Below are 19,849 nucleotides of genomic sequence, written 5' to 3'. Positions count from 1 at the left end.
ACCAGCGCGCGGATCCGTCAAACCCGCGCGTCGTGCCGCCACTGAAGGAACAGACATGAAGATCGCAACGCTGGGAAAGATCGGCCTGCATTACCGGATTGATGGCAATCCGGACGGCGCGCCGGTGGTCTTTGCAAACTCGCTGGGCACCGACCTGCGGCTTTGGGATCAGGTGATCCCGCTCTTGCCGAAAGGGTTGAAATATATCCGCTATGACAAGCGCGGGCACGGCCTGTCCTCCTGTCCACCCGCGCCCTATTCGATGGGCGCGCTTGTTACGGATGCCGAACGGCTTCTGGATCATCTGGGCGTGCGCGATTGCGTCTTTGTCGGCCTGTCCATCGGTGGCATGATCGCGCAGGGACTGGCGGCCAAACGGCTGGATCAGGTCCGCGCGCTGGTCCTGTCCAACACCGCTGCCAAGATCGGCACCAAGGATATGTGGGAAGACCGCATCGCGGCAGTCCGCAAAGGCGGCATTGCCGCGCTGGCGGACCCGATCCTCGAACGCTGGTTCTCGGAAGGGTTCCGCCAGACCGACGCGTTTCTTGGGTGGCAAAACATGCTGCTCAGGCAACCGCTGGAAGGCTATATCGGCTGCTCGCAGGCCATTTCCGGCACCGATTTCTATACGCCCACCGCCGCGCTAACCCTGCCCGCGCTTGGCATCGCGGGATCGGTCGATGGCTCCACCCCGCCCGATCTGGTCCGCGAGACTGTGGACCTGATCAAAGGCTCCGACTTCCGCTTGATAAAGGGCGCGGGCCACCTGCCTTGCGTCGAGAAGCCCGAAGAATATGCCGCCATCCTGACCGACTTTCTGACCGCGCAGGGCCATGTCTGATTTTCTGCTGGTCCACGGATCCTGCCACGGCGCGTGGTGCTGGCGCGACGTGATCCCGGCGCTGACGGCGCAGGGCCACAGCGCCCATGCCATCGACTTGCCGGGTCAGGGTGCCGACAAGACCCCTGTGCAAGACATCACGCTGGAGCTTTATGCACAGGCGATCCTGAACGCGCTGGACGGCCCCACAGTGGTGGTCGGTCACTCGATGGCGGGCTATCCGATCAGCCTTGCCGCAGAGCGTGCGCCCGACAGGATCAGCCGTCTGATCTATCTCTGCGCCTATGTGCCGGCAGACGGGCTGTCACTCGCCCAGCGCCGCAGGCAGGCACCGTATCAGCCGTTGTTGCCTGCCATCGAAAAGACAGCCGATGGCCTTGCTTTCACGGTGCGGCCCGACATGGCGCAGCAGGTTTTCTATCACGACTGCCCCCCGGACACCGTGGCCTATGCCAAAGCACGGCTTGGCCCGCAGGCGATCCGGCCGCAGGAAACGCCCGTCAGCCTTGGTGCCAATTATGCAAGCGTGCCGCGCAGCTATATCCGCTGCACCCAAGACCGCACCGTTCCGCCGGAGTTTCAGCGCTCCATGGCCTCTGACTGGCCATCCCCGGACGTCACCGAGATGCCCACCAGCCATTCACCGTTTTTTTCGGCACCCGATGACCTCGCGCGCCGCCTGTCCGATATTGCAAGGACCACACCATGACTGCCACCCCCTTTGACAGCGCCCATCTGGGCGGCCTGTTCGACACCGGCGAAACCGCCCGCCTGTTCTCCGACACCGCCGAGGTGCGCGCCATGCAGCTGGTCGAGGGGGCGCTGGCGCAGGCACAGGGTCAGGCAGGCATCATCCCCGAGATCAGCGCCGCCGCGATTCAGCGCGCCGCGATGGAGGTGCTGATCGACCCCGCGCAACTGCGCGAGGCGACGGCGCAGAACGGCGTCAGCGTCCCCGCCCTTGTTGCGGCCTTCCGCCACGAAATGAGCGCGCCGGAACATGCGCAATATGTCCATTGGGGGGCGACCTCGCAGGACATTCTGGATACCGCGCAGATGCTGCGGCTGAAACAGGTTCTGGCACAGTATGAGGCAGGCCTGACCGCGTTGATCGGCGCGCTGGCGACACAGGCCGAGGCCCATGCCGACCTGCCAATGGCCGCGCGCACCTATGGCCAGCACGCCACGCCCACCAGCTTTGGCGCGCTGACGGCGCAATGGGGCGCACCGCTGCTGGATCTGCTGGCAGAGCTGCGGGGGATGCGCGAAACCGGGCTTTGGGTGTCGCTGTCGGGGGCGGCTGGCACCGCCTCGGCCCTGGGCGATAAGGCCCCCGCCTTGCGGGCCGCGATTGGTGCGAAGCTGGGCCTGACCGATCCGGGGCGCAGTTGGCATACCGACCGCGCCCCGATCCTGCGGCTTGCGCAGTGGATCACCCGGTTGCTGGCCGCACTTGGCAAGCTGGGCACCGATCTGGTGCTGCTGACCCAATCGGGCATTTCAGAGATCCGTCTGGCGGCGTCGGGCGGGTCTTCGACCATGCCGCAAAAGCAGAACCCGGTCGGGCCGTCGGCGCTGATCGCGCTTTGGCATCACGGGGCCGGGCTGGCATCGACGTTAAGCGGCACGGCGGGCCACGCCCTGCAACGCGACGGGGCTGCCTGGTTCACGGAATGGCTGACCCTGCCGCAGCTGTGCCTGACGGCGGCCTCGGCCCTTGGACATGCCGAAGCCTTGGCCGCGTCGCTTGTCCCCGACGCTGCACAGATGCAGGCAACGCTGGACAGCGCGCAGGGCCTGCTGAACGCCGAGGCGCTCAGCTTTGCCCTGACCGCCCGGATGCCGCGCCCCGACGCACAGGCCGCCGTCAAGGCGCTGTGCCAGAGGGTTGTCGCAGAGGACGGGGACCTGATACAGATGGCCCGCGCGGAATGGCCCGATCTGCCTGCCGAGGCGTTCGACAAGGCCGCAATGATGGGTCGGGCCCCCGCCGAGGCACGCGGTTTTGCCGCCGCCGCCCGCACCGTTCTGCCCCAAGGCGACTGAAGCGCGAGGCGCCGCATGGGCTGCGGCGCGGGCCTTCTGTCTGGCAGGTGTCTTGCTGCCCGCGCGACGTCCGGAACCTGTGACGCATGTCGGAATTTCTCCTTGCGTTCTGGCAGGTTCCGCGCAACCGTTCTGCCGAGACCGTGACGCCCGGAGAACATATGCCACGCATCAAGGCCGCCATCTGCCGCGCATTCGGCGCACCGCTCACCATCGAAGAGCTTGACCTGCGCGCGCCCCTGACGGGCGAGGCCGAAGTCACGCTGGAGGCGGTGGCGATCTGCCATTCCGACATTTCCTATGCCGAGGGCGCGTGGGGCGGTACGCTGCCCGCTGTTTACGGCCACGAGGCGGCGGGCCGGATCAGCGCGGTTGGCACAGGCGTCACCGGGTTTGCCCTCGGCGATCCCGTGGTCGTCACCCTGATCCGCAGCTGTGGCACCTGCCCCAACTGCGCCACCGGCCGCCCGACGATCTGCGAGGACCAGACCGGCCCGCACGGTTCCCCGCTGACCGCACCCGACGGCGCAGAGGTGGTGCAGGCGATGAATTGCGGCGCTTTTGCCGAACGCGTGGTCATCGACACCAGCCAGATCGCGAAACTGCCCGAAGGCATGGCGATGGATGCGGCGAGCCTCCTGTCCTGCGGGGTCATCACCGGCGTCGGCGCCGTGGTCAACGCGGCGGGGCTGCGCGCCGGGCAGGACGTCGTGGTGATCGGCGCGGGCGGCGTCGGGCTCAACGCCATTCAGGGGGCCCGTATCGCAGGGGCCCGCCGCATCACCGCCGTCGACATGACCGAAGAGAAACTGGCCATCGCCCGCGATTTTGGTGCCACGGACGGGCTGCTTGCGACATCCGAGAAGCCGTGGAAAGCCTTGCGCAAGGCCACGGGACGCGGTGCCGACGCCGTGATTGTCACCGTGGGCGCGATCCCGGCCTATGACAGCGCGCCGCTTTACCTCGCAGCGGGGGGCCGGGTGGTCATGGTCGGTATGCCGCCTTCGGGCGCACAGGCCAGCTATGAACCTGTCGTGTCTGCTTTCATGGGCCAGGGCATGATCGGGTCGAAAATGGGCGACGTGGTGATCTCGCGCGATATTCCCTGGATGGTCGACCTCTACCAGCAGGGCCGCCTGAAACTTGACGAGCTTATCTCGGCCCGCTGGCCCCTTGACCAGATCAACGAAGCCATCGCCGACACCAAAACCGGCGGTGCGCGGCGCAATGTGATCCTGTTTCAACCCGAAAGGCGCGCCTAATGACGCCCCCCGCCGAAGCATCGGCCAATTTCGATCTGGACAACGTCGCGCCCTTTTTCAGCGATCTGGCGGCACATCCCGACCTGACCGTCGACCCGGATGACTTGGCGTCCATCGCCACACAAATCGCCGGGCTGACGGTTGGGGCGACCCGGCAATGGATCCTGACCATCGGTGCGAATGGAACAGACAGCCGGATCACGCTTGAGGTGTTCATGGACGATCAAGACGCCCCTGACCTGTCGTTTTTCGGCCCGCCCGCGGCGATCCGCATGATAAACGGCGCGCTGCGTGATTTCATGGACAGGGCCGGGCTCTGACCACGCGACAAAAGGATCGGCCATGCGTCTTGATACACTCGACATCATCGTGACCGCGCCCCCGGCACCCGGCTGGGGCGGGCGCTACTGGATCCTCGTGAAGCTGACCACCGCCTGTGGGATCACCGGCTGGGGCGAATGCTATGCCGCCTCTGTCGGACCGGACGCGATGCGCGCCGTCATCGCGGATGTGTTCGCGCGCCACATGGCCGGCGAGAACCCCGAAAACGTCGAACGCATGTTCCGCCGCGCCTATTCGTCGGGCTTCACCCAACGCCCCGATCTCACCGTCATGGGCGCCTTTTCGGGGCTGGAGATCGCCTGCTGGGACATCCTCGGCAAGGCACGCGACCGACCGGTCTGGGCGCTTCTGGGCGGGCTGATGAACGACCGCATCCGCGCCTATACCTACCTCTACCCCCTGCCACAGCACCGCATGGCCGATTTCTGGACCTCGCCCGACATGGCCGCCGAATCGGCGCTCGATTGCCTTGAGCGTGGCTATACGGCGGTGAAATTCGACCCCGCCGGCCCCTACACGATCCGCGGCGGCCACCAGCCCGCGATGCGCGACATCACCCGATCCGTGGCCTTCTGCAAGGCGATCCGCGCCGCCGTTGGCGACCGCGCAGATCTGCTGTTCGGCACGCATGGGCAATTCACCACCGCAGGCGCGATCCGGCTGGGACAGGCGCTGGAACCCTATGCGCCCCTGTGGTTCGAAGAACCGATCCCGCCCGACAACCTGACCGAATTTGCCGAGATCGCCCGCGCCGTGCGCATCCCGCTCTCCACCGGCGAGCGCCTGACCACCAAGGCCGAGTTTGCCGCGCTTCTGCGTCTGGGCGGCGTGCGCATCCTGCAACCCGCCCTGGGCCGTGCCGGTGGCATCTGGGAGACGCGCAAGATCGCCGCCATGGCCGAAGGCTTCAACGCCGAGATCGCCCCGCATCTCTATGCAGGCCCGGTGGAATGGGCGGCGAACCTGCATCTTGCCGCCACCATCCCCAACCTGCTGATGGCCGAAACCATCGAAACCCCGTTCCATGACGCGCTGATCCGTGGGGCGATCCGGGTCGAGAACGGCTTTGTCGCCGCCCCGCAAGGCCCCGGCCTTGGCATCGACGTGGACGAGGATCTGGCCCGCGCGCATCCCTATACCGGCACCGATCTGCATCTCCAGATGCAAGAGGCCCCTTGCGACTATCACGGTCAGAACGCCTTTCAGGGCGGTGCGCCGCCGCCCGCGGATTGACGAAGGCTTGAAATTCACCCGTCCCATGCCGCATGTTAAACAAGAGTGAACAGCAGTCCGGGAACCGTTGAATTGAGCGTCGCAGACCCAATCGCACCACCTCAGGAGATGGCGCAAAGTGCCAGCCGTGCCGCCGCCTATCTCAAGACGCTGGCGCATGAGGGCCGGTTGATGATCCTGTGCCATCTTGGCCCCGGCGAAAAATCCGTGAGAGAGCTGGAAACCTTGCTGGACATGCGTCAGGCGGCGGTCAGCCAGATGCTGGCCCGCCTGCGCGAAGAGGATCTGGTCAGCACAAGGCGCGAGGGCAAGACAATCTATTACAGTCTCGCCAACACCGACACGCGCCGCGTCATCGGCCTGCTTCACGACCTGTTCTGCCAGCAAGACTAGCTGCGCGACGACACCGCCCCCAATCATCTTGCAGGAGCCGCCATGCGTCCCGATACAAGTTTCAGCGGCCCCGAGCTTTGCACGCTGTCCGCCACCGAAGCGGTCGGGCTGCTCCGCAGGGGCGAGGTTTCGGCAACAGAACTGGTCGAGGCCAGCCTGACGCGCATCGCGCAGGTGGAACCGTCGGTCAACGCCACCGTCACGGTCTGCGCCGACCGCGCGCGCGAGGCCGCGCGGAAGACAGCAGGCACCGATCTGGGCGGATTGCCCATCGGCATCAAGGATCTGACCCCGGTCGCGGGCGTTTTGACCACGATGGGCACAAAAGCGTTGAAACGCAATTACCCGCTGGCCTCCGATCCGCTGGTGCTGCGTCTGGAAGAGCGCGGCGCCATCGTGATGGGCAAGACCAACACGCCCGAGATGGGTGCCGGCGGCAACACGTTCAACGCGGTTTTCGGCATGACCCGCAATCCGTGGGATACGGCGCGCAATGCGGGTGGCTCGTCGGGCGGGGCCGCCGTGTCGCTGGCCACGGGCGAGGTCTGGCTCAGCCACGGGTCCGACCTTGCGGGCAGCCTGCGCACCCCCGCCAGCTTTTGCGGCGTGGTGGGCTTTCGTCCTTCGCCGGGCGTGGCGGGCGGTGGCTCTGCGGCGATGGGCTTTGCCAATGAAGGGCTGCAAGGTCCGATGGCGCGCAACGTGGCCGATTGTGCGCTGTTTCTGGACGCGATGGCCGGGTATGATCCGGTCTGGCCGCTATCCATGCCCGCGCCTGCGACACCCTATGCGCAGGCAGCCGCGCAACATCCCGGCCCGATCCGCATCGCCTTTGCCCCCGATCTGGGCGGCTTTGCCCCGGTGGAACCCGTCATCGCGCAAGTGCTCTCGGACGCCATGACGCAGGCGCAAGGCCCCGATTGCACCGTCGAGGACGCCTGCCCCGCCCTGCCCGATCTGGAAAAGACCTACCGCGCGTTGCGCGCCTTTTACTGGGCAGCACTTCCGGGCCGCGCGCCGGATTTCGTGCAAGAGTTCTACAAGCCGACGCTGGCACAGAACATCGCCGAAGGCCGCGCGCTTTGCGCCGAGGACATCGTGAACGCACAGCTAAGCCGCTCTGCCCTCTATGACCGAATGCGGCGATTCCTGGCCGATTTCGACGTGCTGGCCTGCCCCGTGACCGGCATCGGCCCGGGCCCGGTGGAAGAGGAGTTTCCGCGCAGCGTCGCAGGCGTCCCGACCGGGGATTACATCGACTGGCTGCGCTTTTCCTTCCTCGCCACCACGACAACCCTGCCCAGCATGTCCCTGCCGGCAGGCTTCACACCCGACGGGCTGCCGGTGGGGCTGCAACTGATCGGACGCCCGCGCGGCGAAGCCCGGCTTTTGCAGGTCGCCCAGCATATCGAAACCGCGCTGGCGCTGCCGACGACACCGATCGACCCGATCACCCGCAGCAGCCCTGCCGGCCGCTGACAGTTCCTGACGGGCAAAATCGCCGCGCGACCTGACACCCTCACAAGCGCCCCGCGCAAACCCCCGTCGGCATCGGGACCATTTTGCGCGGCCTCCGGCCTGTGACGGCCTGACGGATCAAGAGGCGGACTCTTCTTCCCGCGCCCATTCCCATGGCCGCGTGAAATTGCCCAGCACATCGCCAACCGACGCCGCGTCTGTGCCGTTCGCCTCCAGTTGGGCGACCAGCCCGCGTTTCTTGTCGTCGATGACGGACACCACGCGCGCCGCGACCCCCGCCTCTTCCAGCGCCGCGTTATACACCCGCGTGATCGCCATCTTGCGCAGATCGGGCTTGAACACCTTGCCAACGGCGGTCTTGGGCAGTTCCGGCAATATCGTCATATGCTTGGGCCATGCCGCGCGTTCGTGGACATGCGTCTTGCAATGCGCGATCAGGTCGTCCTCTGTGACCTCGCTCCCGCCGACCAGTTCGACAAAGGCGCAAGGCAGTTCGCCCGCGCGCGCATCCGGCTGACCGATCGCCCCGGCAAAGGCCACGGCGGGATGCGACAGCAGCGCCTCTTCAATCTCGGCCGGGTCGATATTGTGCCCGCCGCGAATGATCAGATCCTTGGCCCGTCCGGTGATCCACAGATACCCATCCGCGTCGATCCGCCCCAGATCGCCGGAGCGCAGGAACCGGTCGTGATAGAACAGATCCTTGTTCTTCACCTCTTCGGTATAGGTGCTGCCCGCGAAGACGCCCGGATTGGCGATGCAGATCTCGCCCACCTCGTCCACCTCGCATTGCATCTGCCCGTCCGGCCCGGATTTGAGGATACGAACCTCGGTATGCGGGAACGGAATCCCGACCGATCCGACCTTCTTGGCCCCTTCGGGCGGGTTGCAGGACACAAGACAGGTCGCCTCGGTCAACCCGTAGCCCTCGACGATGGTCACGCCAGAGGCTTCCTCGAATCGCCGGAACAGTTCCAAAGGCAGCGGGGCAGAGCCGGAAAACGCGGTCTTGACCGAAGATACATCAGCATCCACGGGCCGCTGCATCAGCGCCGAAAGCGCCGTTGGCACGGTGATGATGAAACTGATCTGCCAGCGTTCTATCAGCTTCCAGAAATTGTCGAACACACCTTCGCCGCGATACCCCTGCGGGGTGGGGAACACCACATGCGCGCCAGAGGCCAGCGAGGCCATCAATATCACATGGCAGGCAAAGACATGAAACAGCGGCAGCGGACACATGATGTTGTCCTGTTCGGTAAACAGCAGGCGATGTCCCAGCCAGCCATTGTAGATCATCCCCGAATACTGGTGCTGCGCGACCTTGGGCATTCCGGTGGTGCCGCCGGTGTGGAAATAGGCACCCACCCGGTCGCCCTCGCTGTCTGCAAAATCAAGCTTGCGGTTCTGGCGGGCGATTTCCTTGTGAAAGGATTTGACGCTGGCCTTGTGATCGCTGGTAGCTTTCGGGCGAATCAGCGGCACGATCCACGACTTCGGCGGTGTCAGATAGCGGTTGAGGTCAACCTCAAGCACCGTATGTACATGCGGGGCGTGACGGACAGCCTCTGCCATCTTCTGCGCCAGGTCGGTCTTGGGAAAGGCGCGCAGCGTGACCACGACCTTGGCATCCGTCTCGCGCAGGATCGCGCCAATCTGTTCCGGTTCCAGCAAGGGATTGATCGGATTGGCAATGCCCGCAATCATGCCGCCCAACAGCGTCACGATGGTTTCGGTGCAATTGGGCAGCACATAGGCCACCACATCGTTTTCACCGATCCCGAGCGAACGGAAAAGATTGGCCGCCTGCACCACCTGTTCGCGCAGCAGCGCCCAGCTTAGCGTTTCCGCCTTGTCGGCCGGGCCAGAGGTCAGCTGATAGCTGACGGCGGGTCGGTCCGGAAAGGCCGTCGCGGTCCGGTCGAGCAGTCCGAATATGGTCTTGGGCAGATCCCGGTCTTCCCAGGACATTTCGTCCTCGATGGCATTCCGATCCGCCATGGATGCAAAACTCATTAGTGCTCCTCCCAGTCGCGTCCCCGCCCCACCTTGCAGGACAAGCATCGCCTCACGCAAGCCTGCCACATCACCCAAGACGCTGCGGAAACTTGCGGACTGACGCAACGTCCAAACAGCCATGCCTTGAATATTCTCAGTCACCCTTGCCCGTCATCGGCACGGCGCAACCGGGCACAGGTACTGCGCGTCGCCCAAGGCAATCACGCAAACCGCGCCCAGCGCCTATTCCGCGGCCACCCCATCGGTGAACTGAAGCCGGGCCAGCCGCGCATACAGACCGCCCTGCGCCACCAGCGCGTCATGTGGGCCAGAGGCAACGATCCGGCCATGATCCATCACGATGATCCGGTCGGCCTTCTTCACCGTGGCCAGCCGGTGCGCGACGATGATCGTCGTGCGCCCGCGCGCCAGCTTGTCAACCGCGGCCTGCACCAGACGTTCGCTTTCGGCATCCAGCGCGCTTGTCGCCTCGTCCAGCAGCAGCACCGGTGCATCGCGCAGCAAGGCCCGCGCGATGGCGATCCGTTGCTTCTGCCCGCCCGACAGCATCACGCCGCGTTCGCCAAGATAGGTGTCATAGCCATCCGGCAGCGCGGTGATGAACTCATCGGCGGCGGCGATGCGGGCGGCCTCTTCGATTTCCGCGTCGCTGGCATCGGGCCGGCCAAAGCGGATATTGTCGCGCGCCGAGGCGGCAAAGATCACCGGATCCTGCGAGACCAGCGCGATGGAGCGGCGGAAATCGTCGCGCCGCGTGGCCGCCAGATCAATCCCGTCCAGCGTGACCTGCCCGCTATCGGGATCGTAGAAGCGCTGGATCAACTGGATGACGGTCGTCTTGCCCGCCCCGGACGGTCCGACCAGCGCCACCGTCTCGCCCGGATTGATCGTCAGATCAACGCCTTCCAGCGCCCGCGTATCGGGCCGTGCGGGATAGTTGAAATGCACATCCTCGAACCGGATCTCGCCGCGCAGTTTCGCGGGCATCTGCACCGGGCTGGCGGGGTCGTTGACGCTGTCCTCGGTCTCCAGCAATTCGACCAGCCGTTCCGTCGCGCCCGCCGCGCGCTGCAATTCGCCGAAAATCTCGGACAGGGCGGCGACAGAGCCGGCTACCATCACCGAATAGATCACGAACTGCACCAGCGCGCCGGCGCTCATCTCGCCTGCGCGCACGTCCCAGGCCCCGATCCACAGCACGCCGACAACACCGCTGAACACCAGGAAAATCACGATCATCGTCATCTGCGCGCGGGTGAAGATCCGCTTGCGCGCCGCGTCGAAACTTTTCTCCGTCACCTCGGCAAAGGCGGCGCGGTTGATGTCCTCATGCGTGAACGCCTGCACCGTCTGGACCGACAACAGCGCCTCTGACGCATTGCCGGACGAGGCCGCGATCCAGTCCTGATTCTCGCGGCTGAGCTTGCGCATCTTGCGGCCCAAGGTCAGGATCGGCACCACCACCAGCGGCACGATCAGCAACACCAGCCCGGTCAGCTTGGGCGAGGTGAACAGCATCAGCACCATCCCGCCCGCAAAGATCAACGCATTGCGCAGCGCGATCGAGATCGACGAGCCGATCACCGACAGGATCAGCGTGGTGTCGGTGGTGATCCGGCTGAGAACCTCGCCGGTCATCACCTTCTCGAAAAACGCAGGGCTCATGCCGATCACGCGATCAAAGACGGCCTTGCGAATATCCGCGACAACCCGTTCGCCCAGCCGCGTCACCAACGCATAGCGCAGCGCGGTCCCCACAGCCAGAAGCGCGGCAATCCCCAGCGCCGCGCCGAAATACAGATCCAGCAGCGCGCCATCCTCGGCGTTGAAATTGTCCACCACGCGGCGCACCGCCATCGGCAGGGTCAGCGACACCGCAGAGGTCAGGATCAGCGCCAGCACTGCCGCCACCAGCAGCAGTTTGTACGGCGAAAGGAACGGCCACAGCCGGGACAGCACGCCAAGCCGCTTGGACTTCTTGCGTTCGGCCTCTCCTGGGGCAAGAACGGGGGCTCTGGCCATGGGGTCTCCTTAGGGCAATGTTGCGGGCTTTCTTGCCGCCCGGTCCGGCAGGGTCAAGTGCCGCATTGTCACGCGGCACCGCCCGCATCGCGGGCAATCGGGGCAGAACCGCCCCGAACATCACGGCGTCACCCCTTGTCGTCGCGGTCCTGTTTGTCTGGGTCAGCCTGCCCGACGCCCAGAAAGACAAAGCGCAAAGGCACCATCCAGATCACGCCCAACACGACATAGATCGCCAGCTCGACCAGCGCCGAAGGCCGGTCGAGCATATTCACCAGCGTCACCGCCACGACGATATAGAGTGGCAAACCGATCAGCAGAACCACCAGCGACCACCGCCTGCGCGCTTTGTAGGACAGCGCCATCAGTCGGCAAACGGGTCGGTGACAAGGATCGAATCCTCACGCTCCGGCGAGGTGGACAGCATCGCCACCGGGCAATCGATCAGCTCTTCGACTCGGCGGACATATTTGATCGCATTGGCGGGCAGCTCCGCCCAGCTGCGCGCGCCCTCGGTCGATTCGGACCAGCCCGGCACTTCTTCGTATATCGGCTTGCAGCGCGCCTGCTGGTCGGCAGCGGTGGGCAGATAGTCCAGAACCGTGCCATCCAGTTCATAGCCGGTGCAGATTTTCAGCGTCTCGAACCCGTCCAGCACGTCCAGCTTGGTCAGCGCGATGCCCTTGACCCCCGAGGTCGCGCAGGTCTGGCGCACAAGCGCCGCGTCAAACCAGCCACAGCGCCGCTGACGGCCGGTGGTGGTGCCAAATTCGTGGCCGCGCTCGCCCAGACGCTGGCCATCGGCATCCGGCGTGCCATCGGCGTTCAGCAATTCGGACGGGAACGGGCCTTCACCCACCCGCGTGGTATAGGCCTTGACGATGCCCAGCACATAATCAATCGCACCCGGTCCGACGCCAACACCCGTGGCGGCCTGACCTGCAATCACGTTGGACGAGGTCACAAACGGATAGGTGCCGAAATCAATATCCAGCAACGCGCCCTGCGCGCCTTCGAACAGGATGCGTTTGCCGGCCTTGCGCTTGTCGTTCAGCACCTTCCAGACCGGGGCGGCATATTGCAGGATCTTCGGCGCGATCTCGCGCAGTTGTGCAACCAGCGCGTCGCGGTCCACCGCCGCGATGCCCAAGCCCTTGCGCAGCGGATCGTGATGCTGCAACGCGCGGTCCACCCGCGCCTCCAGCGTCGCCGCATCGGCCAGATCCGCCACCCGGACAGACCGGCGCCCGACCTTGTCCTCATAGGCCGGGCCGATGCCCCGCCCGGTGGTGCCGATCTTGGTGCCCTTGCTGGCGGCCTCTTCGCGGGCGCGGTCCAACTCTCCGTGGATCGGCAGGATCAGCGGCGTGTTCTCGGCAATCATCAGCGTTTCGGGGGTAATTTCCACGCCCTGCTCGCGGATCTTTTCGATCTCGGCGACCAGATGCCAGGGATCCAGCACCACGCCATTGCCGATCACGCTCAGCTTGCCGCCGCGCACCACGCCCGACGGCAGCGCATGCAGCTTGTAGACAGTCCCGTCGATCACCAGCGTGTGGCCGGCATTGTGGCCGCCCTGAAAGCGCGCGATCACATCCGCCCGCTCTGACAGCCAGTCGACGATCTTGCCCTTGCCCTCGTCCCCCCATTGCGCACCGACGACGACTACATTGGCCATGCTGAACCCTTCCGATTGAGATTTCAAACCCGCGCCGATATAGCCATTGCCGCCGCCGAGGGGAACCGTGAATTTGCGCCCCAGGGCGCGGCGGATCGGCACGACACGCAGTCAGGTGCTGTAACCGAAGGACACAGGATGGGTTTTGTCATACGCTGGGCCGCCGCTTTTGCGCTGCTGGCCGCGACCTTCAACCCGACGCCGTGGAATTATGTCCGCTGGGCCCGCGCCGAATTTGACGCGCAACTGCCACTGGTGGTGCTGCTGGGGCTGACCCTGCTGGTCGGCTACATCATCTACCTGCGCGCCACGTTGCGATCCATCGGCGGCTTGGGCATGACGCTGGTGCTGGCCCTTGTCGCGGCGCTGTTCTGGGTGCTGTATGATTACGGCATCCTGGACCTGTCGAACCGCGATTTCACCGTCTGGCTTGGCCTTCTGGCGCTGTCCTTCGTTCTGGGCATCGGTCTTAGCTGGAGCCTCGTGCGCCGCAAGCTGTCAGGTCAGGCAGATGTGGACGATGTCGAGGATTGAGGCAGTTCCGGCGCACCCGGCCAATATGTCACCCTGCAACCTCGCATCGCGGCGCAGAAGGCGGGTTGCGGCAGCGCGCGGATTTGCATAGATACCACCGGAACAAGAGAACAGGTCATCCCGCCCATGGAAAACGTCGTCCTCATCATTCACCTCCTCCTGGCGCTGTCGCTGATCGGGGTCGTGCTTTTGCAACGCTCCGAAGGGGGCGGGCTTGGCATGGGCGGTGGCGGCGGCGGTGCCATGTCGGGCCGTGCCGCGGCCACGGCGATGGGCAAGGTGACCTGGATCCTCGCAATCGCCTTCATCATCACGTCGATCACGCTGACCGTGATCGCGGCCGAGAAATCCGCAGGGGCGTCGGTGATCGACCGTCTGGGCGGATCCTCTGCCCCGGCGGATGGCGCAGAGGATACCACAGTGCCGGGCCTTGGCGATCTGGACACGCTTCTGCCGCCAGGGGCAGAGGATGACGCCCCGCTGACCCCTCGCGCCGACTAACCACAATCGGTTGAGTAAGGAGAGGATACCGCAACAGCATCTTGCGGTATCCATTGCCAAGCGCATACGAATCCTTGTAGTATAAAGTCCCGTGATGCTGCGGCAGATTTCTGCTGCCGTGGGCACCTGAAATGCAATAAATCACGGGGTTCACGGTCCATGGCACGCTTCATCTTCATCACCGGCGGCGTTGTCTCCTCGCTTGGCAAGGGGCTGGCCTCGGCCGCCCTTGGCGCGCTGCTGCAAGCCCGCGGATTTTCCGTGCGTCTGCGCAAGCTTGACCCCTATCTCAACGTCGATCCCGGCACCATGTCGCCGTTTGAACATGGCGAGGTGTTCGTCACCGATGATGGCGCGGAAACCGACCTCGACCTTGGCCATTACGAACGCTTCACCGGTGTTCCCGCCCGCAAGACCGATTCCATCTCTTCGGGCCGGATCTACACCAACGTGCTGGAAAAAGAGCGGCGCGGCGATTATCTGGGCAAGACCATTCAGGTCATCCCCCACGTCACCAACGAGATCAAGGATTTCATCTCGACCGGCGAGGATGAGGTCGATTTCATGCTCTGCGAGATCGGCGGCACCGTCGGCGACATCGAGGGCCTGCCCTTTTTCGAGGCGATCCGCCAGTTTTCCCAGGACAAGCCGCGCGGCCAGTGCATCTTCATGCACCTGACGCTGCTGCCCTGGATGAAGGCGGCGGGCGAGTTGAAGACCAAGCCGACGCAGCATTCGGTCAAGGAATTGCGCTCCATCGGGCTTGCCCCGGACATCCTTGTCTGCCGCTCCGAAGGGCCGATCCCCGTCAAGGAACGCGAAAAACTGGCGCTGTTCTGCAATGTCCGCTCCGATGCCGTGATCGCCGCGCAGGATCTCAAATCCATTTACGAGGCACCGCTGGCCTATCACCGCGAAGGTCTGGATCAGGCCGTGCTCGATGCCTTCCAGATCACCCCCGCCCCCCGCCCCAACCTTAGCCGCTGGGACGATGTGGCCGACCGGATCTACAACCCCGAAGGCGAGGTCAACGTCGCCATCGTCGGCAAATACACCCAGCTTGAGGACGCCTATAAATCCATCGCCGAGGCGCTGACCCATGGCGGCATGGCCAACCGCGTCAAGGTCAATATCAAATGGGTCGATGCCGAGATTTTCGACCGCGAGGATGCCGGCCCCTATCTCGAAGGCTTCCACGCGATTCTAGTGCCCGGCGGCTTTGGCGAGCGTGGCACCGAAGGCAAGATCAAGGCCGCGCAATATGCCCGCGAACACAAGGTGCCCTATCTGGGCATCTGTCTGGGCATGCAGATGGCCGTGATCGAGGCCGCCCGCAACGTCGCGGGCCTCACCACCGCCGGGTCAGAGGAATTTGACCACGAGGCCGGCAAGAAACGGTTCGAGCCCGTCGTCTATCACCTCAAGGAATGGGTGCAGGGCAATGAGCGCGTCAACCGCTCGGTCGCGGACGACAAGGGCGGCACCATGCGTCTGGGCGCCTATGACGCGGTGCTGACCGAAGGGTCGCGCGTGGCAGAGATCTACGGCACGACCACCATCGACGAACGCCACCGCCACCGCTACGAGGTCGACATCCAGTACAAGGACCAGCTTGAAAAAGCCGGGCTGAAATTTTCAGGCATGAGCCCCGACGGCAAGCTGCCCGAGATCATCGAATGGCCCGACCACCCGTGGTTCATCGGCGTGCAATTCCACCCCGAGCTAAAGTCCAAGCCCTTCGACCCGCACCCCCTCTTCAAGGATTTCGTGCGGGCGGCGAAGGACGTGTCGCGGTTGGTTTGATTGATGCTCTAGTTCATTTAATTTTCGCGATGTCAGGGTGATTCACATGGTGCCAGCCAAAATACTCAGATTCAGTGCCATCCCCTCTTAAGATTTCTGCCTCACTGCGATCATCTATGTATGTTTCACCATCAACGCCTGGGAAGAAAAACCTAGTTGAAAAGCTACTTTGTCCGCCCCGTTTTCCGAACTGAGCAGCAATTAGTATTTCAACAGCAAACAGAGCATCCAAGGCGTGCCGAAGCTTTCCAGCAGGTACATCCATTATATCGTGCTTACACTTGTTATATGCTCGCCACCAATCAGGGCTCCGCTCACCAAAGCCAGCAAACGGAGTCCTAAGGTCGATCTCAGGAAGTGATTGAATTTGCAAGCTAATACCGCTCAACGGCAATATTGGCGCCAACTTTTTGAAATGATACATAGTTGGCTTGTCGCACTTGCACCCGTTGTGTCGCAGAATATTATTGAAGTGACCTTCAACCTCCAAACATGCAAGGATTAACAACTGAGATATTTTGTCGCCAAACGCATCGAGAGATTCTTCACTCGGATAAATATATCGGAAAATGTTCAGGCAGTCCGATTGTAGGATTTCCAAACGTCGAAGTGAGTTTTTTAAATATACTGTGTCGTTCTGCGGCTCCAACACTCCCATTACGTCTGGATCAAGGGAGATGAAATCTCTATGAATAAATCTATGAAATGACCTTAACGGAGCAATATTTTCAATCGATTTTGTGAAGATGTATTCTTTCGGCATAAAGTTTGGTTCAGAAGCTAATCTAGCTAACACCGTTTCAAGTCCGCCAGTTTCATTGTATTTTTTATTAAGTATTTCTCCGGCTACGTTGTCCTCATCCGCTATTAAGTGACCACTACAACCGCGATTATCTGTTTTGTGTTTTCCGTAAATCCGAACAAATCTTCTCATAATCAAAATCCAGTCAGACGCTAATATTGACGAATCACTGTTTTATAGCAGAGAAAAGAAACAAATAGTCTGTCACGTTCCAACGGCTAAGCGGACCATTTTATGCCTGCCAAATCCGTCTGCCCTCAACGCGATACGCTGACCTCACCAAAGCGCCAGCCCGCCGGAACGGGCAGGCGTCGCCATTGTCGCTCGAACCAATAGCGCGACAAAGGCGACCCCGGTGCGCTGCGCGCTTGATTCCGGGCGCGGTTCTGCCGCACAAACCACGCAATTTCCGGGCCGGCGGGCATTTGTACATATTCAGCGTACAAAACGCACAAAAGGCCCCAAACGTCGGCCGCTCTTGCGCGGACAGGCGCGCGGGGCTAAGCCAGTCCGATGCTGTCTTACCAACATATTTATCATGCCGGGAATCTGGCCGATGTCCACAAGCACAGCCTGCTTGCATGGATGCTTAACCAGTTGATCCAGAAGGACAAACCGCTCTCCTATCTGGAAACCCATGCGGGCCGGGCGCTCTACCGGCTGGACGCCGCAGAGGCGCTGAAAACCGGCGAGGCCGCGCAGGGCATTGCCCGTGCAAACGCCCTGAACTGGTTTGATACAGCCCATCCATATGCAAAAACAATCCGCGCAACCCATTCAGATCATGGGATAAATTGCTATCCCGGCTCGCCTCTGATCGCCTCGCAGATCCTGCGCCCGGTGGACAGTTTGCACCTTGCGGAACTCCACCCGCAGGAATTTGCAGCCCTCGACTATGCCGTGCCAAAAGCCAAATGTTATCAACAAGATGGCTTCGAGATGGCGCAATCCATCTGTCCCCCTACCCCGCGCCGCGGCCTGTTGTTGATCGACCCCAGCTATGAGGTCAAAACCGATTATGATCTGATCCCCACGCAGATCGCTGCCCTGCATCGCAAGTGGAATGTCGGCATCATCATGTTGTGGTATCCGATCCTTTCGGACGCGCCGCACCGCAAGATGTTGAACGCATTGACCAAGGCCCATCCCGACGCGCTGCGCCACGAAGTCAGCTTTCCGCCCGCCCGTCAGGGCCACCGGATGGTCGGCTCCGGCCTCTTCATCCTCAACCCGCCCTACCGGATCGAAGGCGAAACCGCCCGCCTGAGCGAACTCTTCGCGACGCTCTGACATCCAACACATTGGCAACGCACACTAACCCCGAACAGCAACGCCCTTTCGCGCAAACCCGGAACGATCAGGCTTGGCGCGCCCCGACTGGCGGCATATATCATCACCTATGTTTGCAGATTTCCTCAAACGGCTGACCCAGCCAGAGCCCGCCCCGCTGGACGACGGTGATGCCCGCCTCGCCCTGACCGCCCTGCTTGTCCGCGTGGCCCGGTCCGATGGCGACTATGCCGACCGCGAGATTTCGCGCATCGACCGTATCGCCGCGGCGCGCTACGGTCTGTCGCCGTTTGAGGCAACGGCCCTGCGGCGCGATGCCGAAACGCTGGAATCCGAAGCCCCCGACACGGTACGCTTTACCCGCGCGATCAAGGACGCCGTGCCCTACGACCACCGCATCGGCGTGATTGAGGCGCTTTGGCAGGTGGTTCTGGCGGATGGCGAACGTGACGAGGCAGAGGATGCTTTGCTGCGGCTCGTGTCCAACCTGCTGGGCGTCAGCGATGTCGACAGCGCGTTGGCACGGCAACGGATGGAAAAAGGCTGATCGCGCAGCTTGGAATGCCTAACCCGCGCGCCGCCTTCAAGCCAAATGGCCAGCCTTATCACCGTTTCTGCTGGAAGAAATGCAAGGGAGCCGCTCGGCGGCGCTGGGACCGCCTGCAACCTTGGGAAGGTTCGGCAAAGCGACCTTCCGTGTCGTCAATTTGGCATTCCCGATGTGTTCCGGGCACTTTGAATGTTGCAATGAGGCAAAAAAGCAGCCCATGCTACGCAGTGTAGGATTGCTATCAGCATGGGTTTACTTTGGCAGACACCAGTTCCGTTATCGAGATCCACGACCTGCACAAGCGCTACGGGTCACTTGAGGTTCTCAAAGGGGTAGACATCTCTGCGCCGGTTGGGGGTGTGGTGTCGCTGATCGGATCATCCGGATCGGGAAAATCAACGCTTTTGCGCTGCTGCAATCTGCTTGAGGACAGCCAGCAGGGCGAGATTCTGTTCAAGGGGGAACCGGTGCAATGGCACGGCGATGGCCTGTCGCGGCGGCCTGCCGATGCAAAACAGGTTTTGCGGATCAGGACCAACCTGTCGATGGTGTTTCAGCAATTCAACCTGTGGTCCCATATGACCATCCTTCAGAATGTGATGGAGGCTCCGGTGACGGTGCTGGGCCGTGACCGGGCAGAGGTTGAACAATCCGCGCATGCCTATCTTGCCAAGGTTGGGATCGGCGACAAGGCCAATGCCTATCCGGCACAGCTTTCGGGGGGTCAGCAGCAACGCGCCGCCATCGCGCGGGCCCTGTGCATGGAACCCGAGGCACTGCTTTTCGACGAGCCGACCTCGGCGCTGGATCCGGAACTGGAACAGGAAGTGGTGCGTGTCATCAAGGATCTGGCCCGCGAAGGCCGGACGATGCTGATCGTCACGCATGATATGAAACTGGCCGCCGATGTGTCGGATCACGTCGTCTTTCTGCATCAGGGCCTGATCGAGGAAGAAGGTGCCCCGGACCGGCTGTTCGGTGCACCCAAATCGGAACGCCTGCGCGGGTTTCTCAGCGCCACGCAGACGGCATAAAGTTCAATAAGGGAGTG

Annotated in this window: 19 protein-coding genes; 14 read left to right on the top strand and 5 right to left on the bottom strand. The window is 63.0% G+C overall.

The features are described 5' to 3' along the window. The first annotated feature begins 55 nt into the window (after positions 1-55). From pcaD to DMZ65_RS09525, 8 genes are all read left to right on the top strand, one after another. On the top strand, positions 56-844 hold the full coding sequence (gene pcaD, locus DMZ65_RS09560; protein WP_116598683.1) for a 3-oxoadipate enol-lactonase: 789 nt from the start codon (positions 56-58) through the stop codon (positions 842-844). Next, the gene (locus tag DMZ65_RS09555; protein WP_116598682.1) at positions 837-1,553 is read left to right on the top strand and encodes an alpha/beta fold hydrolase; all 717 of its coding nucleotides are present in this window, start codon (positions 837-839) and stop codon (positions 1,551-1,553) included. The genes pcaD and DMZ65_RS09555 overlap by 8 nt, the downstream gene beginning before the upstream one ends. After that, positions 1,550-2,890, top strand: a complete 1,341-nt coding sequence (locus tag DMZ65_RS09550) for a lyase family protein (protein WP_116598681.1) — start codon at positions 1,550-1,552, stop codon at positions 2,888-2,890. Before DMZ65_RS09555 ends, DMZ65_RS09550 begins: the two co-directional genes overlap by 4 nt. Before the next feature lie 161 nt (positions 2,891-3,051). Next, positions 3,052-4,152 (top strand): zinc-binding dehydrogenase, encoded by a 1,101-nt coding sequence (locus DMZ65_RS09545; RefSeq protein ID WP_116598749.1) that lies wholly within the window; start codon positions 3,052-3,054, stop codon positions 4,150-4,152. Beyond that, on the top strand, positions 4,152-4,472 hold the full coding sequence (locus DMZ65_RS09540; protein WP_116598680.1) for a hypothetical protein: 321 nt from the start codon (positions 4,152-4,154) through the stop codon (positions 4,470-4,472). The genes DMZ65_RS09545 and DMZ65_RS09540 overlap by 1 nt, the downstream gene beginning before the upstream one ends. A gap of 22 nt (positions 4,473-4,494) precedes the next feature. Next, positions 4,495-5,727: a mandelate racemase/muconate lactonizing enzyme family protein gene (locus DMZ65_RS09535; protein ID WP_116598679.1), complete on the top strand. Its 1,233-nt coding sequence runs from the start codon at positions 4,495-4,497 to the stop codon at positions 5,725-5,727. A 108-nt stretch (positions 5,728-5,835) separates the two neighbouring features. Further along, positions 5,836-6,120 (top strand): ArsR/SmtB family transcription factor, encoded by a 285-nt coding sequence (locus tag DMZ65_RS09530; protein ID WP_116598678.1) that lies wholly within the window; start codon positions 5,836-5,838, stop codon positions 6,118-6,120. A gap of 42 nt (positions 6,121-6,162) precedes the next feature. Next, complete coding sequence (locus DMZ65_RS09525) at positions 6,163-7,599, top strand: amidase (protein ID WP_116598677.1); 1,437 nt, start codon at positions 6,163-6,165, stop codon at positions 7,597-7,599. Positions 7,600-7,716: 117 nt separating this feature from the next. Here the strand turns inward: DMZ65_RS09525 and DMZ65_RS09520 are convergent, their stop codons facing one another. The 4 genes from DMZ65_RS09520 to DMZ65_RS09505 form a co-directional block, all read right to left on the bottom strand. Then, on the bottom strand, positions 7,717-9,615 hold the full coding sequence (locus DMZ65_RS09520) for an acyl-CoA synthetase (RefSeq protein WP_116598676.1): 1,899 nt from the start codon (positions 9,613-9,615) through the stop codon (positions 7,717-7,719). Between the two features lie 225 nt (positions 9,616-9,840). Beyond that, a complete protein-coding gene (locus DMZ65_RS09515) occupies positions 9,841-11,640 on the bottom strand; it encodes an ABC transporter transmembrane domain-containing protein (RefSeq protein ID WP_116598675.1) in 1,800 nt (599 codons plus the stop codon). A gap of 128 nt (positions 11,641-11,768) precedes the next feature. Then, complete coding sequence (locus tag DMZ65_RS09510; RefSeq protein ID WP_116598674.1) at positions 11,769-12,005, bottom strand: DUF2842 domain-containing protein; 237 nt, start codon at positions 12,003-12,005, stop codon at positions 11,769-11,771. Then, positions 12,005-13,318: an adenylosuccinate synthase gene (locus DMZ65_RS09505; protein ID WP_116598748.1), complete on the bottom strand. Its 1,314-nt coding sequence runs from the start codon at positions 13,316-13,318 to the stop codon at positions 12,005-12,007. Before DMZ65_RS09505 ends, DMZ65_RS09510 begins: the two co-directional genes overlap by 1 nt. A gap of 15 nt (positions 13,319-13,333) precedes the next feature. Between DMZ65_RS09505 and DMZ65_RS09500 the strand changes: the two genes are divergently transcribed. The 3 genes from DMZ65_RS09500 to pyrG all read left to right on the top strand — a co-directional run bounded on the left by DMZ65_RS09500 (position 13,334) and on the right by pyrG (position 16,156). Then, positions 13,334-13,852, top strand: a complete 519-nt coding sequence (locus tag DMZ65_RS09500) for a DUF6524 family protein (RefSeq protein WP_332871572.1) — start codon at positions 13,334-13,336, stop codon at positions 13,850-13,852. A gap of 126 nt (positions 13,853-13,978) precedes the next feature. After that, on the top strand, positions 13,979-14,353 hold the full coding sequence (secG, locus tag DMZ65_RS09495) for a preprotein translocase subunit SecG (protein ID WP_116598672.1): 375 nt from the start codon (positions 13,979-13,981) through the stop codon (positions 14,351-14,353). A 159-nt stretch (positions 14,354-14,512) separates the two neighbouring features. Beyond that, the gene (gene pyrG, locus DMZ65_RS09490; RefSeq protein WP_116598671.1) at positions 14,513-16,156 is read left to right on the top strand and encodes a CTP synthase; all 1,644 of its coding nucleotides are present in this window, start codon (positions 14,513-14,515) and stop codon (positions 16,154-16,156) included. A gap of 13 nt (positions 16,157-16,169) precedes the next feature. Here pyrG and DMZ65_RS09485 read toward each other — a convergent pair whose 3' ends face one another. Further along, on the bottom strand, positions 16,170-17,090 hold the full coding sequence (locus DMZ65_RS09485; RefSeq protein WP_157960588.1) for a hypothetical protein: 921 nt from the start codon (positions 17,088-17,090) through the stop codon (positions 16,170-16,172). A 381-nt stretch (positions 17,091-17,471) separates the two neighbouring features. Between DMZ65_RS09485 and DMZ65_RS09480 the strand changes: the two genes are divergently transcribed. The 3 genes from DMZ65_RS09480 (at position 17,472) to DMZ65_RS09470 (ending at position 19,832) form a co-directional block, all read left to right on the top strand. Continuing rightward, positions 17,472-18,248: a 23S rRNA (adenine(2030)-N(6))-methyltransferase RlmJ gene (locus DMZ65_RS09480; protein WP_116598669.1), complete on the top strand. Its 777-nt coding sequence runs from the start codon at positions 17,472-17,474 to the stop codon at positions 18,246-18,248. Positions 18,249-18,357: 109 nt separating this feature from the next. After that, entirely contained in the window at positions 18,358-18,795 is a 438-nt protein-coding gene (locus tag DMZ65_RS09475; RefSeq protein WP_116598668.1) for a tellurite resistance TerB family protein, read from the top strand. 260 nt (positions 18,796-19,055) lie between these two features. Beyond that, positions 19,056-19,832, top strand: coding sequence for an ABC transporter ATP-binding protein (locus tag DMZ65_RS09470; RefSeq protein ID WP_116598667.1), 777 nt, complete (start codon positions 19,056-19,058; stop codon positions 19,830-19,832). Positions 19,833-19,849 lie beyond the last annotated feature (17 nt).

It is taken from the genome of Primorskyibacter marinus (assembly GCF_003313245.1).
Classification (GTDB): Bacteria; Pseudomonadota; Alphaproteobacteria; order Rhodobacterales; family Rhodobacteraceae; genus Primorskyibacter; species Primorskyibacter marinus.
This window is presented reverse-complemented; position numbering and strand designations above follow the sequence as displayed.

Bases quoted from the DNA above. Each gene is read 5' to 3' on its own strand.
- pcaD (WP_116598683.1), top strand. From the start codon at position 56: ATGAAGATCGCAACGCTGGGAAAGATCGGCCTGCATTACCGGATTGAT.
- DMZ65_RS09555 (WP_116598682.1), top strand. From the start codon at position 837: ATGTCTGATTTTCTGCTGGTCCACGGATCCTGCCACGGCGCGTGGTGC.
- DMZ65_RS09550 (WP_116598681.1), top strand. From the start codon at position 1,550: ATGACTGCCACCCCCTTTGACAGCGCCCATCTGGGCGGCCTGTTCGAC.
- DMZ65_RS09545 (WP_116598749.1), top strand. From the start codon at position 3,052: ATGCCACGCATCAAGGCCGCCATCTGCCGCGCATTCGGCGCACCGCTC.
- DMZ65_RS09540 (WP_116598680.1), top strand. From the start codon at position 4,152: ATGACGCCCCCCGCCGAAGCATCGGCCAATTTCGATCTGGACAACGTC.
- DMZ65_RS09535 (WP_116598679.1), top strand. From the start codon at position 4,495: ATGCGTCTTGATACACTCGACATCATCGTGACCGCGCCCCCGGCACCC.
- DMZ65_RS09530 (WP_116598678.1), top strand. From the start codon at position 5,836: ATGGCGCAAAGTGCCAGCCGTGCCGCCGCCTATCTCAAGACGCTGGCG.
- DMZ65_RS09525 (WP_116598677.1), top strand. From the start codon at position 6,163: ATGCGTCCCGATACAAGTTTCAGCGGCCCCGAGCTTTGCACGCTGTCC.
- DMZ65_RS09520 (WP_116598676.1), bottom strand. From the start codon at position 9,615: ATGAGTTTTGCATCCATGGCGGATCGGAATGCCATCGAGGACGAAATG.
- DMZ65_RS09515 (WP_116598675.1), bottom strand. From the start codon at position 11,640: ATGGCCAGAGCCCCCGTTCTTGCCCCAGGAGAGGCCGAACGCAAGAAG.
- DMZ65_RS09510 (WP_116598674.1), bottom strand. From the start codon at position 12,005: ATGGCGCTGTCCTACAAAGCGCGCAGGCGGTGGTCGCTGGTGGTTCTG.
- DMZ65_RS09505 (WP_116598748.1), bottom strand. From the start codon at position 13,318: ATGGCCAATGTAGTCGTCGTCGGTGCGCAATGGGGGGACGAGGGCAAG.
- secG (WP_116598672.1), top strand. From the start codon at position 13,979: ATGGAAAACGTCGTCCTCATCATTCACCTCCTCCTGGCGCTGTCGCTG.
- pyrG (WP_116598671.1), top strand. From the start codon at position 14,513: ATGGCACGCTTCATCTTCATCACCGGCGGCGTTGTCTCCTCGCTTGGC.
- DMZ65_RS09485 (WP_157960588.1), bottom strand. From the start codon at position 17,090: ATGAGAAGATTTGTTCGGATTTACGGAAAACACAAAACAGATAATCGC.
- DMZ65_RS09480 (WP_116598669.1), top strand. From the start codon at position 17,472: ATGCTGTCTTACCAACATATTTATCATGCCGGGAATCTGGCCGATGTC.
- DMZ65_RS09475 (WP_116598668.1), top strand. From the start codon at position 18,358: ATGTTTGCAGATTTCCTCAAACGGCTGACCCAGCCAGAGCCCGCCCCG.